Below are 15,739 nucleotides of genomic sequence, written 5' to 3' on the forward strand. Positions count from 1 at the left end.
TCTCCTGCCTTCTTGAAATTATGACACTAAATAAGTAGAGTAATAGAAAGAAAGCGATTTCGAAAAAGGAGGATGATTATGAATATCATTATCATTGGAGCAGGTGCACTTGGTACATATTTTGGGTCCAGATGGATAGAAAGCGGTGCGAACGTGTCGTTTTTTGTACGTGAAGGAAGAAAAAAGCAAATAGAGCGTGAAGGATTACAGGTTACAAGTGTCAAAGGTGACACAAGAATCTCATCTCCTCTACTTCTGACAAACCCTTCTCAAGCTTCTTCACCTGATTTAGTATTGTTGGGCGTAAAAGGATACCACCTTGGTGAAACGATTCCAGTACTTAAAGAGTTTGTAGCAAAAGGAGCAAAGGTACTACCCATTCTAAATGGTATTGAACATATTTCCATTCTAAAAGAAAAACTTGGGGAAGAAGCCGTTTTAGGTGGATTATCTTATATTATTGCAACACTTGATAACAGCGGGCATGTCCATCATACAAGCGAACTCCATGAATTGATATTTGGTCCACTCCATCCATCACAAAAAGAAATTTGCGCAATATTAAAACAAATAAATGAACGTGCGAATTTCAACTCACAATTAACTTCTACCATCGAAGAAGAGATGTGGAAAAAATATATGTTTATTTCAGCTATGTCTGGTATAACCACAGCTGGAGATATACATACAGGAACCATTCGAGCTATACCTGAAACGCTCAAACTTGTTGAGAATGTGATGATGGAAATCAAAACTCTTGCTTCCTACTACGATGTTCACATTAATCAGGAAGATATCGATCGTCGTATGAAATCATTTCACTCCCTCCCGTACGAAGCAACATCGTCAATGCATCAAGATAAGAGGAAAAAAAATAACCTTGAAGTTGAACACCTTCAAGGTGGTGCGTTACGTCTTGCGGAAAAGGTAGAGTTGAAACTTCCTTATACGGAAACGCTCTACGGATTAATAAAGCCTTACGAAACTCAAAACATTTAAAGCAAAAAAGCGAGGGTTCTCCTCGCTTTTTTTTACGCTTTCACACTAGATTTTGATAAAAATAGCTTTTTCGGATTTTCTTCAAATACAATAGTTATCGTTTCATCCGAAATACCCGCTGCCTTCAATTTAGGAATTATCTCTTCAAAAAGATACACCGGCTGCCAGTTTGCCATGATTTTTTCGACTTGTTCCGGTAGAACAGGGGGGCGTCCCATCCAGTAGTTAACGGTATCATGTGAGAGCATAATTTGTTTTTCATATCCGCTATTCAGTAATCCAATTAACGTAATGAGACGCTCTTTATCGTAAGGCGCGCCAACGAGTCCCTGTATCCCAAAACGATCGAACCCGATGTTCACTCCCCATTCTAATGTTTTTAAATGGTATGCGGCATCTGTATTGCCACACATATGACCGATGATAATGGACTGTGGATTTACGCCATCTTCCACAAGCAGCTTCGCCTGGTCAGGACCCATTGTCCCTTCCTGAGTATGGGTAAGTATTGAAATGCCTGTTTCTTTATGAACTCGAGCAGCCGCTTTAAAAAACATCTTCTCATAACCAGTTATCTGATCTTTACTGGACGCTAACTTGATAATGCCTGGTTTAATTCCAGTCGTTCCAATGCCGTCTGTTATTTCTTTTATAAACATTTCGTAAATATCTTCTTCCGCCGTACCAAGACCTTGCCTAAACTTGAAATAAGGCGTTGCTCCTTCTCCTTCATAGTAGTAACCTGTCGCACAAATAATTTGAAGGCCAGTCTCTGTTGATATTTTCTGAAGAAGCTCTGGATTTCGCCCACATTCATTTGGTGTTGGATCTACAACGGTTTTCACACCGTGTGCCATAACACTTTCAGCCACTGAAATCCCAACTCGAAGCGCCTCCTGGAAATCAAAAGCACCAAGTGAAATATCGCCACTAAATCCAGGATAACCAAAAGCAAAATGTTCGTGAACTAGTGTTTTTCCCAACTGATCAATCGCGATTGGTCCAGTAACCGTTTCGACTGTTTTCCCCACCTTACTTCACTCCCTCTGCTTTTTGACGTTCGTTATCCTGGAGCTTTCTCCATAAAATCTTACCACTACTCGTTGTTGGAAAAGCGTCCATAAACTCAATCATTCTTGGGTATTTATAAGCAGCCATCTGCTCTTTAGACCATTCGATAATCTCTTCTTCTGTAACTTTTCCTTTATCATTTTCATTCAAAATGACGAAAGCTTTCACTGTTTCGCCGCGCCTTGGATCCGGTACACCAACGACACAAGCTTGTTGAACAGCTGGATGCTTATATAAAATTGATTCTACTTCTGTTGGCCAAACTTTAAAGCCTGAAGCATTGACCATGCGTTTCACACGATCAATCATAAAGAAGTATCCCTCTTCATCATAGCGACCGATATCTCCTGTTCGGAAAAAAGACTTTCCATCAAGTTCAATGAATGAATTCCGGTTTTCATCGTCACGATTGTAATAGCCATCAAACACCTGTGGACCGTTCACAATGATTTCGCCAGGCTCACCAGGACCGAGCTCCTTCATTGTATTTGGATCGATGACACGTGCATCTACATCGAATGACGGTACACCAAGACACTGGAGTTTAGGAAAATCTGGTGGGTTGAAATGCGTATGAGAAATCGTTTCAGATAACCCGTATCCTTCAATAAATCGTAATCCAGTTAAGTTGTATAATTTCTCTCCAACCGCAGCTGGTAAGGGCGCGCCTCCCCCTGCAAGTACTTTCAATGATGAAATGGAGTAGTTTGGTAGATTTGGATTCGAAAGAAAATCGATTAACATCGTACTAATATTCACCCAATTAGCAACTTCATATTGTTCAATGTATTTCGCTGCCAAATTGCGATCCCAACGTGTCATAATAACCATTGGTGCCCCGCTATAAATCGGTGCATGCATACTATGAAGCATTCCGGTTACGTGAAACAATGGAAGCGTTACAAGATGCATGCCATCCGCGGTAATATTCATCCACTGAGAGGCGCCTACCGCATTCGCTTGTAACGTGCGATTCGGATGGATACACCCTTTTGGTAAACCTGTTGTACCAGAAGTATATGGCATAACCGCAACGTCATCGATCGTACGTACATATTCTCCAGGTACATTCGAATGATGAATCGCATCTTCCCACGTATAGTGGTTCGGCTTATTTACTCTTTTTTCCAGTAAAGCCACTTCCGCAGGCATATCACTTTCATTACCAGCATAGTGAGAATAGGCTGCCGTAATCACATTAGTAAGAGTTGTTGTGTTCACTAAAGGCTCTACTTTCTCATATAACTCCTGACCCACAATAGCAGTTTTAATTTCGCAATCTTTAATATAAAAAGATAGCTCTTCTGCTGTTAACATTGGGTTAATTGGAACAACGATGGCGTTAGCTCTTAAAATTGCATAGTAGCTAATTACGAACTGTGCTGAATTTTGCATAAAAAGAAGAACATTTTCTCCCTCTTTTACATGCAACTGTTCAAGAAATGCTGCAGTCTGATTGACTTCATGAAGTAACTCTTTATACGTCATCTTTGCTCCATAATAAAGAATCGCTTCTTTATTTGGGTACCGTTTAGCAGATACTGTGAGGTTATCATAAATGGTTGTTTCAGGAATGGTTAGTGAATAGGGTACTCGTTTTGGCCAGAATTGAAAATGATTTGTTTGCATCTTGTTAGATCCCCTTTCAATTTCTCTTAATTTTCCACTTTCACAACTTTCCCATCTTCAACTGCTCCAATAGCAGGTTTCCAGTCAAATGCACCGCCATTATAAATACCTGTTAAGTGCCAAACCATCTTTTCATCAGGTAGTGATTGGATAGCTGCATCCATGCTCTCCATAATCTTCGTTGGATCTTCGACTGAACCTGATTCAGACATGGCATTGACAATGACATGCATCGCTTGATAGTTAAATGCACCTTCAGCAGTTGGAATTCGATCAAAACGTTCTTTGTATTGGCTTATAAACTCTTCTGCACCTGGCGCATCGCTATCAATAATTGGTAGTGCTCCAATTGTCCCCTCTAACTGATCAAGTCCACCTAGTACCGGCTCAATTTCCTCAATTTTTGCTTGGTCCATCAGCATAAAACCACCCTCAAAGCCTAATTCTCTAGCTTGTTTAATAACGAGGGCTGTTGGCTGTGATGGTCCCCCTACAAAAAGCACGTCAGGATTGTTGCTTAATGCTTTTGTGACAATTGAGAAAAAGTCAGTATCTTTACTAAAATCAATGGACCCTTCAAAAACGACTTCCCCACCATTCTCTTCCCAAACTGGTTTTAGTGCTTCTGTCCAGTCTTTGCCGTACTGAGATGAGGTTGGTAGCATTGCAATTTTCTTACCAAACCGTTCCATTTGATAGTTTGTAAAAGCTTCAGGATATGCGCTGTACGCAGGTGGAATTCCTAAAGTAAGTGAATTATCCTGTTCCATAATTTTGGGTTCACTTGTATAGGCTGCGATTAAAAATTCTTCTTGTTCATTAAATACTTGTGTTGCGAAAACACCACCGCTATGTGGAACAAAAACAATCGGCGTATCATTTTCTTGAACAAGCCTTCTCGCGTTCGTTCCTGTTTCATTAGGCAAATACTGATCATCAAGCGTTACGAGATTGACCCCGTATTTTTTGCCATCAACTTCAAAGCCTTCCTTGTTAATTTCATCTACAGCCATCTCTAAACCACTTAACGTATTCTCTCCGTAGTAAGCTGCTGGTCCACTTAAAGGACCACTAAATCCAATATTCAAAGTATTTTCGAATGTCGTATCTGCACTTGTATCCTTGCTCGTATCTTTCGGTTCACTTGTATTTGAAGCCCCTTCATTACTAGAGTTACTAACAGAACCTGCCGCACATCCCGCCACTACGATCATTCCGACCAACATCACAATGTAAACAAAAAGCTTTATCCCGATTCTCATTGTTTTCCCCCTATTCAAATCGATTCCGTTTTTTATGCCCCAATATAAGCTTTTCGAATTTGATCATTAGACAAAAGTTCCTCTTTACTTCCTTCAAGAACAATCTTGCCACTTTCAATCACATAGCCACGGTTAGAAATTTGTAGTGCAGCATTGGCGTTTTGCTCAGCTAGAAGAATAGTTGTTCCCTGTTCATTGATATCCTCAATAATATGAAACATTTGCTCCACAATGAGGGGAGCAAGTCCTAATGAAGGTTCATCTAGTAAAAGAACTTTCGGTTTGGCCATTAATGCTCGTCCAATCGCTAACATCTGCTGTTGACCACCACTTAGAGAACCTGCTGCCTCATGTCGCTTATCATATAAAATAGGAAAAAGGGAATACACCTCCTTTAAGCTCTGTTCCACTTCTTTGCGACGTTTTCGATGAACAAAGCTGCCCATTTTCAAATTTTCGTAAACGGACATTTGTGGAAACAACTTTCTACCTTCAGGACATTGCACGATCCCTTCTTTCACTAAAGAGTGTGGCGATTTTCCAGTTAACTTACGATCCATAAAAACCACATCACCAGAAGCTGGTTTCATCAAACCACTGATCGTACGAAAGATTGTACTTTTTCCAGCTCCATTTGCACCAAGTAAGACCACTGTTTCACCTTTTTTTACTTCGAGTGAAATATGATGAAGTACGGAAGAAGCGCCATAGTTCACATTAATATTGTTTAACTGGAGCATGCGCTTCACCTCCGAGATAGGCTTGAATAACCGCTTCATTTTGACGAATTTCATCAGGTCGCCCTTCTGCAATTTTCTTCCCATGATTTAAGACAACGATTTGATCAGCAAGGCTCATGATCATTGGCATCTTATGTTCGATTAAACAGACAGTAATACCGTGATCTGCCATTTTTCTCATTAAATATGCTAGCCCATCCGTCTCGTCAGGATTAACTCCAGCGGCCGGTTCATCAAGAAGAACCAGTTCTGGATCGGTTGCTAATGCTAGAGCAAAGGCAAGTCTCTTCTTCTCTTCCTGCGTAATAAGTGAGACAGGATGCTCAACAACATGCATCATTTCAACAAATTCCAGCGCGTCGAGTGCTTTTTGATAAGACCTTTTTTCTTCCTCTTTTTCTCTTTTCGTTCGAAAAATCGCATCCCATATCCCTGATTTTGTGCGCAATCTATGTCCGATTAGAACATTATCTAGAACGGTCGATTGCTCAAACAAGTTAGTCGTTTGAAACGTTCTGCCGATTCCAAGACGCGCAATTTGCTGTGGGGGCATTTTTGTAATATCACGATCTTTGAAAAGAATTTTCCCTGAAGAAAGCGGATGGATCCCACTAATTAGATTAAAAAAGGTAGATTTCCCGGCACCATTTGGACCGATAATTGCCGTAATCGTACCTTTTTCAACCGATACACTTACATCTTCAACGGCTGCTAATCCCCCGAAACGTTTTGTAATCCCCTCTGTAGAAAAGAACATTACCCTGCCTCACCTACTTTCCTTTTCACATCATGTTCTTCATTCGCTATCTTTACTCTTTGCTGTTTCTTTCTTTGCAAATAGCCGTTTATACTTCCAGTGATTCCACGCGGATAGTATAGAACTAATAGAACAACAACCGGACCAAAAATAAGCATCCGATATTCTTCAAGAAACTGTAATGATTGAGTAAGTGAAATGACAATAAGCGTTCCGACAAGAGGACCTGCAAGCGTTCCAATGCCACCCACTAGAAGATACATCAGCATTTCAAATGTTACGGTAATCGCTGATATTTGCGGACCGATAAAACGGATAAATGAAGCATATAACGCACCTGAAAGACCGGCAAATAAAGCTGATAAGGTAAAAGCTAACAGTTGGTTTTTCATAATGGAGATCCCAATTGTTTTGGCAAGTTCTTCACTGTTTCTTATCGCAATAAACGTTCGTCCTAGAAGAGAATGAACAATGCGGTAACAAAGGAAAATTGTAAAGGTTAGAAAGAACAAAGCAAGGTAATATTGAGAGGTTAATGTATCAAACGTAATGGGCCCTATGTTGCTTGGTGCTGGTATCCCAATTAATCCACGAACACCACCCGTTAAGCTATCCCACTTGTCTATTAAAAGATAGACAATGACACCTACACACATGGTGTAAATAGCAAAAAAATGAGATTTTGTTCGAAGAGCAATCACTCCAACTAGAGCCCCGGCAATAGAAGTGATAAGAACTGCCAGAAGGAGAGATAGCCAATAAGACAAGCCTGCTTTGGTTGTTAATAGACCAAGTCCATATGCTCCAATTGCAAAAAAACCAGCATGTGCGAGAGACAAATACCCTACGTACCCTGAAATAATATTAAATCCGTAAACCGCGATCGACCAAATAAACACAAGCGTAAGTAATTGGAGAACATACATATTTGGAAAAACGAGGGGAAATAAAACAGCAGCAACGGCAACGATACCGATTAGCACTCGCTTCGATAAGACATTCAGCATTACTGAACCCCCTTCGTAAATAACCCAGTTGGCTTGGCTGTTAGAATGACTACGAGTAGAAGAAACGCAATAACGTCTTTATAATCAGATGATATGTACGTTGCCCCAATGCTTTCGGTTAGGCCAAGCAAATAACCACCAAGAATCGCTCCGGGGATACTTCCCATTCCACCGATGATGATGATAACGAAAGCTTTCATAATGACCAGGTTTCCCATAGTCGGGAAGACAAGATTAATAGGGGATGCTAGTGATGCGGCTGCAGCTGCTAATCCACCGGCGATCGCAAAAGTAAGCCAAGCCACCTGATTTGCATTAATACCTACAAGGAACGCGCCCTCTCGATTTTGAGCCATTGCGACAATGGCTGCTCCTATCATTGTTTTCGTTAAGAAAAAATGTAGTGCAAGCATAAGGATTACAGCAGCAACTATAATTAAAAGACGTTGTAACGTTACAGTTAGACCAAATAAATTAACGACCGATCCATAAGGAGTGTCCATTCTGTGGTATTCCGTTCCCCACATAAATTGACCAAATGCTTCTAGAAAAAGGAGAATCCCGATGGCAGCAACCATCATCCTCATCCCATCTGCGCCTTCTAACTTTTTAAATATTAGCTGCTGTGTGACAACTCCAAGAAGAGCAACAACAGCCACTGAAGCAATAATGGCGATCCAATAATGAAAACCAAAACCAACCATCATCATTAAAGTAATATAAGCACCAACCATATAAAAAGCACCGTGTGCAAAATTGGGAACATGTAAAATGCCAAAAACAAGTGTTAAACCAAGGGCGACAAGCGTGTAAACGCTTCCAATTGTAAGTCCGTTAAAAATCTGCTGGATAAGGAGCTCCATCATCTTCCTCCTTCTATTAAATGAGATCCAGACTAGGGGGACGGCGGACTTATGAAGGGGATTCAAGATGTAGGAATAAATCTGGATTGAAAAACTTCAATCCAGATTCAGAAAATTATTTACCTTTAAATTGTGGCGCGCGTTTTTCTTTAAATGCATTTGCTCCTTCTTTGTGGTCTTCTGTCGTTACCATTAGCGCCTGTGTAATGCGCTCTTGTTCAAGTACTTCAGACAAAGAAGAGGTTAGTGAAGCATCTGCAATTTTCTTAATGAAACCATAAGCTTTACCCGGACCTTTAGAAAGCTTCTCAGCATATGCCATCGCTTCTTCTTCGAGACTAGCAATCGGATAAGTTCGGTTTACAATATTCAACTCTTTCGCTTCTTTTGCTGAAATGGGTTGGGCTGAGAAGAACAGCTCTTTCGCCTTATAAGGACCAATTAAACGAGGAAGAAACGAAAGGCCCCCGCCATCTGAAATTAATCCAACCTGAGAAAAGCTTAATACAAAACTACTATCTTCAGCTGCCAGAATAATGTCACTAGCAAGTGCTAGATTAAAGCCTGCACCAGCAGCAAAACCATGAATCACTGAAATTATTGGTTTCTCAAGATCCTTCATAGCAAGGACGAGCTCATTTAACTTACCTATGTGTTCATAAACTTCAGTTGAGGTTGTATCCCCCATTGTTTTAACATCCCCACCTGCGCTAAAGGAACGGCCTGCACCTGAGAGCATAACTACTCGTATCTCATCGTTCTCCTTAGCATCTTGAATAGCTTTCGTCAGTCCTAAGATCATCTCGGGGCTAAACGCATTTAGTGCCTCAGGACGATTAAGCGTAAGATGAAGCACAGCACCATGTACATTTACTTTTAGATGTTCCGTTTTTACAGTCGTTTCCATTTTTAAACACTCTCCTTTTTTTTATACGATGAGCCATCCGCCGTCGACTAATAAATCTGAACCAGTCATATAACTCGCTTCAGATGAAGCCGTAAATGAAATCACGTTTGCAATTTCCTCAGCCTGACCCACTCGTTTTAATGCTGTATTCCGTTTAATGGACGCCTCGAACTTTTCATTTTTTAAACCTTCTTCAGTTAATGGTGTTTCAATAAACCCTGGCGAGACTGAATTCACTCGAACGTAAGGTGATAGTTCAACTGCAAGTGCTCTTGTAAAATTGATGACCGCTGCTTTCGCTGCACTATAATGAGGAATTTTCGCCCCTGCTTTATGACCAGAGAGGGAAGCAACATTAACGATAGAAAAGTCCATTTGATCTTCCTTCTTGGCACTTTCTAACATCAGTTTACCGAGAGCTTTCGAGACGAGAAAAACACTTTTTAAGTTTGCATTTTGCGCATGATCCCAATTTTCTTCAGTCATCTCAAGAATCGGCGATCCTTGAGATCCTCCAGCATTATTAATTAAGACATGAACGGTTCCTGTCTTTTCTTTAATAAAAGAGGACAATTGATCGACCTGATCTTGACTCGTTACGTCTGCAACAAAAGTAAGAACATCACCTTCTAATTCTTTAAGCTCATCTTTCGTTTGCATTAACTTTGCTTCAGTCCGACCAACAAGAATAACTGTTCCACCTTCCGATGCGATTCGTTTAGCTGTCATAGCACCGATACCACTTCCGCCACCAGTTATCACTGCTGTTTTTCCTGAAAATCTATTCATTCTCCCCACCGCTTTCTAAACTTCGTACTTTAATTTTCCATAGCTATGCATTGCGATCATTCGATTTCGTTCAAGTGAATTGCCAAAATCATAACTTGAAAGTTCTCGAATAATTAGATTTATAACCTCGCTTTTTTCACGAGTAGGAAGTAAGCTCATGATTAATTTACGAGCTGACGCTTCCACTTGTAAAAGTGCTTCCTCAAGGAATGTTCTCGTTAATGCTTTTTTAATATGGTGATCTCTCTGTGCATGTTTTACGGCACGTAATACAGAAGATTCAGCTGCGTATAGCATGATGGCTATATTAGCAAGTTTTATCACTGATTCCTGGTGATTCATTAGTTCCTCACCATGCTTTTCAAACGCAACTCCGACACACAATAAAAACACGTTTCGTATGCTTCTTATCGCATCTTCTTCGGTTAATGAATCTTTTTCTTTTGAAGATAACTCTCTTTTCGCTTTTTCAACAAGCCCCTCTAAAGCTAGCTCGCCTTTCAACGCTTTTTTGAGTAAATTACCTGGAATCAATAAGCGATTCACTTCATTTGTTCCTTCAAATATCCGATTAATGCGCGAATCACGGTACATTTGTTCAATTGGATATTCTTGAATAAAACCTGCACCACCATGTAACTGAAGTGATTCATCAACAACTTGATCCAGTGTTTCAGATCCAAAAACTTTACAAATCGCACATTCGACTGCATATTCCATCATTTGTTTCCCTACGATTCGATGGTCCTTTTCATCGTACAAATCTTTCATCGCCTCTTCTAGAAGGGATGCTGTGCGATATTGGAGCGATTCTGAAGCGTAGATTCGAGCCATCATGACTGCTACCTTTTCTTGAGTAGCCGTAAAACTTGCAATGGTTTGGCCGAATTGTTTGCGTTCATTTGTGTGTTGTAACGCTAAGTTTAGCGCGTGCTTTGCTCCTCCAGTACAAGCTGAGCCCAGGTTGAATCGTCCCAGATTCAGAACATTAAGTGCAATAACGTGTCCTTTTCCTACCTCACCTAGAAGATGATCAATTGGAACATGACAATCTTCTAAAATGACCGATCGTGTGGAAGATCCTTTGATTCCCATCTTTTTTTCCTCAGGTCCTAGAGATAACCCTGAAAAGTCCTTTTCTACAATAAACGCTGAAAAATGCTTTCCATCAATTTTGGCATAAACGATGAACGTATCAGAAAATACCGCATTCGTAATATACAACTTCGTACCGTTTAAAATATAATGAGTGCCTTCGCTATTTAATACAGCCGTTGTTTGAGATGCTAGCGCATCAGATCCTGCATTCGGCTCCGTTAAACAATAAGCGCCCAAATATTCACCCGAAGCAAGTTTAGGTAGGTATTTTTCTTTTTGTTCATTTGTTCCAAAGTGCGTGATTGGAAGCGTTGCGATACACGTATGATTGGATTGGGCAACGCCGTACCCACTCGTCCTCCCAACAACTTCTCCTACAATCCCTTTTGATATCTTATCTAGCCCAAGACCACCGTACTTTTCTGGAATACTGTGGCCAAGCAATCCAAGTTCTCCTGCTTTTTTTAATAAAGTCACAACCTGATCAAAATCTTGATTTTCAATTGTTTCTCTATGAGCTTCAACTTCCTTTGTAACAAACTGATGAGCTGTTTTTGCGATCATCTTATGCTCATCCGTAAAATCTTCTGGTGTAAAAATATCTTCAGAACCAGAAGACTGATACAAGAAATCGGCTCCCGATCGACTAGATCTGGTTTGTGTCATGATGAACCTCCTCTCGAACGACTGTTTTTTGACCTTTAACGAAAGGAACAATCGAAAAAATTCCTTCTGAAGCAACGAAACTTACTTCATCCTGAAAACCATACTTTTTAATCATTTGACCGACACGTGATGAAAGCAAAACTTCCTCCCCACCATTGACGCTACCTGAATAAAAAGAAAGAGCAGCACGTGACGAATCTGTTAACTCCCAATTAGGTTCGGAAGAAAGCATTTGATCAATGAGATATCCAGCTCCATAGAAATCCTCCAGCGCGAACTCACCAGAAGAGCCTGAACAAACAATTACGATCGTTTCGTCAAAGTGATAATCATTAAGCTTTTTTGCAACTGCGTGACCATTAAGTAAAGAAGCAACATACACTTGTTTGGCTTCACTTGTTCGCTTAATCGCTACGGTTCCATTCGTTGTTGATAGAATGAGAGTTTTTCCTTTGACCGATTTTTTTAATTGTAAAGGATTGGGGTCAAGGAACCCTTCTATCGTCCGACCTTCATATTCTCCTGAAAGCAAATAACTTCCTTCAGGTAACGTTTTCGCTACATGCATAGCCTCATGTTGATCGAGGACAGGGATAACCTGTTCTGCACCAAACTCAAGTGCAGACGTAATCGTTGACGTTGCTAGCAGAATATCAAGAACAACGGCAATTTTATCTTCACTTATTTTTGCCTGATCAATGTCTTCCTTTTTCAAAACTACATGTATTTTCCCCATATAATCTCCTAACGCTTTACTCTGGCATTGTCACGCGCATGTGCAATTAAGCTAGCGACAAACTGATTAAGATGTCGGAACCGCTCGTCAGTTGTTTGGCCCATTTTCCATCGATAATAGATTTGCTGACAAATGACAGCTAGTTTAAAATAGGCAAACGTTAAATAGAAATTCATTTGAGATACGTCACGCCCTGATTTATTTGCGTAAGACTGGATAAATTCATCCCTCGTTATAAAACCAGGCATCACTGTAACTGGTGCTATCCCCATTCCAACTTTTAAAATATCTGGGTCATCTTGTTGTAACCAGTAGCCCATCGCTGCCCCTAAGTCTGCAAGCGGGTCACCTACCGTCGTCATTTCCCAATCAAATAATCCAACAATTTTACTGTAATCATCATGAGCGAACATCGCATTGTTTAATTTGTAATCATAATGAATAACGGTAGGACTTTGAGATTTAGGTATATTTGACGCCATCCAGTTTGTAAGTTCATCAATACCTGGAAGATCGTCTGTTTTTGATCGATTGTATCGTTTAATCCAGCCGTGTACTTGACGTTCCATAAACCCATCTGGATGAGTAACATCCGCTAAGTTCGTCTTTTTGTAATCAATGCTGTGCAGGTCAACTAACGTATCTACCATCGTTTCGGAAATGCTACGACACAAATCCTCAGTAGGTTGCAAGCCTTCAGGAAATGATGTATCAAGAACAATGCCTCTTCTTCTCTCCATAAGAAAGAATGGAGCATCAAGCAAAGTCTCATTGTAGAGATACGGTTTTGGTGCTAGTGGAAAAATAGGATTTAATTCTTTTAATATTGTAAACTCTCGCTGCATGTCATGAGCTTTCGGTGCCACTGGTCCAAGTGGTGGTCTACGTAGCACCGCTTCCCAATCGCCAATTGATAGCTGATAAGTTAAATTGGAGTGCCCAGTACCGAACTGTTCAACGAATAAAGGATCATCACTCAGGTCATTAATGTTTTTCTTGATAAATTGCTCAAGTTTCTGTTTATCGAGCTCCTCTCCGTCTCGGACAGGGATCGTATCGTGTGAATAAGCCATATGCCACACTCCTGATTACATAATATTCAGTCATCAACCCTTAAAAAAAACAAGTTAGAGGAGCTGATAAGATTCTTCAAGTTTTAATCGTAAGTCTTCTGGGATCACTTCACTCGCTTGTTTTTTGAAATCAAAATAAACGACTGTTGCTTCTCCCTCTGCTACAACGGTATCACTTGCCGTATCTTTTATATGATGCATAAGGGTAAAACTCTTCGTTCCAATACGTTTCACAGTCGTTTCAACATGTAAAGACTGTTTGAAATAGGCCTGTTTCAGAAAATCGCATTTTGTAGAAACGAGAATAAACGGCCAATCGTCTGTTCCAGATCGTTTACCAAGATAATCAAAAAACTGGACTCGCGCTTCTTCTAAGTAAATAAAATAACTTGTATTATTCACATGTCCGAGCGCATCCGTCTCACAAAATCGTACTCTTACACTTGTATGCACACTCATTAAACTTCCTCTTTTCTATTACCTGTGAGTAAAGGCAGGCTTTCTTTTTTCCATAAATGCTTGTACGCCTTCTTTAATATCTTCTGTTTGAAAAACTTCTTCAAACAATTCTGCTTCAAGTTCAACGGCAGATTCAATTGGAAGGTGCGCACCATTGTTCACTGCTTTTTTGATTCGTGATAAAGCCTGCAGTGATTGGCCAGTTATTTTTGAAGCGAGTCCCTGAGCATAAGCCATGCCTTGTCCGGATGGTACCACGTGGTTTACAAGACCGTACCGATCTGCCTCTTCAGCTGAAATCGGTTCACCTGTGAACATCATTTCTTTTGCTTTGGCTTCTCCAATAAGTCTAGGAAGACGCTGTGTGCCTCCACCACCTGGGAAAAGTCCTAACTTTATTTCAGGAAGTCCAAGCTGAGCATGTTCTTCTGCAATTCGCATATCACACGTCATTGCAAGTTCACAACCGCCACCGAATGTTAGTCCATTAAGCACAGCAATTGTTGGTTTTGGGAAATGATCTAAATAATTCAATACTTGGTGAGTTTCCATTACGATATTTTTAAAACCAGACTGTCCAATCCAATCTGGAAACTCTTTAATATCTGCACCAGCCATAAAGGCTTTGTTTCCAGCACCCGTTAAAATAACTGCGACAGCATCTTGATTCGCTTCTAACTCTGTAAAAACCTCAAAAAGTTCAGTTGATACTTGTTTGCTCATCACATTTAAAGGGGGATTATTAATCGTAACGATAGCCGTCTTTTCATGAATTTCATACGTCACCATTTTCATTAATTTTTCACTCCTTCTTTTGTATAGTCATACCAGCCTTTTCCTGTTTTTCTTCCAAGTGTTCCAGCTTTCACTTTATCCTCAATGGCTTTTGAGGGCTTGTCTTCTGGATTTCCAGTTTCGTTATAACGTTGCTGCATCACGAAATACCCAACATCTATTCCAGATAGATCCATTAATTCAAATGGCCCAATCGGGTGATTAAGAGCTTTGCGACAAATCAAGTCGATATCTTGGAAATCAGCAATTCCTTCTTCGTACAGATACATCGCTTCTTTTTGCAATGCACCTAAAATCCGATTCGCAACGAATCCTGAAATTTCTTTTTTTAGTAATACCCCTGTTCGATTAATACGCTCGCAAACCGCCATCGTAAGCTGGGCTGTTTCTTCAGAAGTTGCTTCACTCATTACCACTTCTACACAGTCCATAACTAGTGGTGGGAAGAAGAAGTGCATGTTCACGACTTTCTCTTTACGATTCGTTGCGGATGCAATTAATGAGTTCACAATGGTAGAACTATTAGTTGCTAGAATCGTATTCGGATCTGCTAATTGATCGAGCTTTTCAAACACTTCACGCTTCACATCTAATTTCTCAACTATGGCTTCAATAATGAAGTCAGCTCTTACCGCTGCTTCTTCAAGATTTGTTGAAAATTGAAGTCTTCCAAATGCTTCTATCTTTTGATCCTCAGTAATTTTACCTTTCTTAACCCACTTTGACATTATTCCTTCAAGCTTTTCACCTGCATCTTTTAGAGCAGCTTCATTGATATCCTGAATCATGGTTTCATACCCACCAAGCGCACAAAGCATACCAATCTGATGGCCCATAGAGCCAGCTCCGAGTACTGTTATCGTTTTGATTTCTTCTACTTTCATTCTG

16 protein-coding genes are annotated in these 15,739 nt (G+C 40.3%); 1 reads left to right on the forward strand and 15 read right to left on the reverse strand.

Annotated elements, in window-relative coordinates:
- Positions 1–78 precede the first annotated feature (78 nt).
- Complete coding sequence (locus ATG70_RS07905) at positions 79–999, forward strand: ketopantoate reductase family protein (protein ID WP_098443783.1); 921 nt, start codon at positions 79–81, stop codon at positions 997–999.
- 32 nt (positions 1,000–1,031) lie between these two features.
- Here the strand turns inward: ATG70_RS07905 and ATG70_RS07910 are convergent, their stop codons facing one another.
- The 15 genes from ATG70_RS07910 to ATG70_RS07980 form a co-directional block, all read right to left on the reverse strand.
- Entirely contained in the window at positions 1,032–2,030 is a 999-nt protein-coding gene (locus ATG70_RS07910) for a phosphotriesterase family protein (RefSeq protein WP_098443784.1), read from the reverse strand.
- 1 nt (position 2,031) lies between these two features.
- A complete protein-coding gene (locus ATG70_RS07915; protein WP_098443785.1) occupies positions 2,032–3,699 on the reverse strand; it encodes a long-chain fatty acid--CoA ligase in 1,668 nt (555 codons plus the stop codon).
- 26 nt (positions 3,700–3,725) lie between these two features.
- Positions 3,726–4,961 carry an ABC transporter substrate-binding protein gene (locus ATG70_RS07920; RefSeq protein WP_098443786.1) on the reverse strand — a complete coding sequence of 412 codons (1,236 nt, stop codon included), beginning with the start codon at positions 4,959–4,961 and terminating at the stop codon, positions 3,726–3,728.
- A gap of 32 nt (positions 4,962–4,993) precedes the next feature.
- A complete protein-coding gene (locus ATG70_RS07925; protein WP_098443787.1) occupies positions 4,994–5,701 on the reverse strand; it encodes an ABC transporter ATP-binding protein in 708 nt (235 codons plus the stop codon).
- Positions 5,679–6,458: an ABC transporter ATP-binding protein gene (locus ATG70_RS07930; RefSeq protein WP_098443788.1), complete on the reverse strand. Its 780-nt coding sequence runs from the start codon at positions 6,456–6,458 to the stop codon at positions 5,679–5,681. The genes ATG70_RS07925 and ATG70_RS07930 overlap by 23 nt, the downstream gene beginning before the upstream one ends.
- Positions 6,458–7,465, reverse strand: a complete 1,008-nt coding sequence (locus tag ATG70_RS07935; protein ID WP_098443789.1) for a branched-chain amino acid ABC transporter permease — start codon at positions 7,463–7,465, stop codon at positions 6,458–6,460. Before ATG70_RS07935 ends, ATG70_RS07930 begins: the two co-directional genes overlap by 1 nt.
- Entirely contained in the window at positions 7,465–8,328 is an 864-nt protein-coding gene (locus tag ATG70_RS07940; RefSeq protein WP_098443790.1) for a branched-chain amino acid ABC transporter permease, read from the reverse strand. The genes ATG70_RS07935 and ATG70_RS07940 overlap by 1 nt, the downstream gene beginning before the upstream one ends.
- Before the next feature lie 115 nt (positions 8,329–8,443).
- The gene (locus ATG70_RS07945) at positions 8,444–9,235 is read right to left on the reverse strand and encodes an enoyl-CoA hydratase/isomerase family protein (protein WP_098443791.1); all 792 of its coding nucleotides are present in this window, start codon (positions 9,233–9,235) and stop codon (positions 8,444–8,446) included.
- Between the two features lie 21 nt (positions 9,236–9,256).
- Positions 9,257–10,024: an SDR family NAD(P)-dependent oxidoreductase gene (locus ATG70_RS07950; protein ID WP_098443792.1), complete on the reverse strand. Its 768-nt coding sequence runs from the start codon at positions 10,022–10,024 to the stop codon at positions 9,257–9,259.
- A gap of 15 nt (positions 10,025–10,039) precedes the next feature.
- Positions 10,040–11,788 carry an acyl-CoA dehydrogenase family protein gene (locus tag ATG70_RS07955; RefSeq protein WP_098443793.1) on the reverse strand — a complete coding sequence of 583 codons (1,749 nt, stop codon included), beginning with the start codon at positions 11,786–11,788 and terminating at the stop codon, positions 10,040–10,042.
- Complete coding sequence (locus ATG70_RS07960) at positions 11,769–12,524, reverse strand: 2-phosphosulfolactate phosphatase (RefSeq protein ID WP_098443794.1); 756 nt, start codon at positions 12,522–12,524, stop codon at positions 11,769–11,771. The genes ATG70_RS07955 and ATG70_RS07960 overlap by 20 nt, the downstream gene beginning before the upstream one ends.
- Before the next feature lie 8 nt (positions 12,525–12,532).
- On the reverse strand, positions 12,533–13,597 hold the full coding sequence (locus tag ATG70_RS07965; protein WP_098443795.1) for a phosphotransferase family protein: 1,065 nt from the start codon (positions 13,595–13,597) through the stop codon (positions 12,533–12,535).
- A gap of 54 nt (positions 13,598–13,651) precedes the next feature.
- Positions 13,652–14,056, reverse strand: coding sequence for an acyl-CoA thioesterase (locus ATG70_RS07970; protein ID WP_098443796.1), 405 nt, complete (start codon positions 14,054–14,056; stop codon positions 13,652–13,654).
- An 18-nt stretch (positions 14,057–14,074) separates the two neighbouring features.
- A complete protein-coding gene (locus ATG70_RS07975; protein ID WP_098443797.1) occupies positions 14,075–14,851 on the reverse strand; it encodes an enoyl-CoA hydratase in 777 nt (258 codons plus the stop codon).
- Positions 14,851–15,735, reverse strand: a complete 885-nt coding sequence (locus tag ATG70_RS07980; protein ID WP_098443798.1) for a 3-hydroxyacyl-CoA dehydrogenase family protein — start codon at positions 15,733–15,735, stop codon at positions 14,851–14,853. The genes ATG70_RS07975 and ATG70_RS07980 overlap by 1 nt, the downstream gene beginning before the upstream one ends.
- Between the last annotated feature and the right edge of the window lie 4 nt (positions 15,736–15,739).

It is taken from the genome of Bacillus sp. es.036, assembly GCF_002563635.1.
Taxonomy (GTDB): Bacteria; Bacillota; Bacilli; order Bacillales; family Guptibacillaceae; genus Guptibacillus.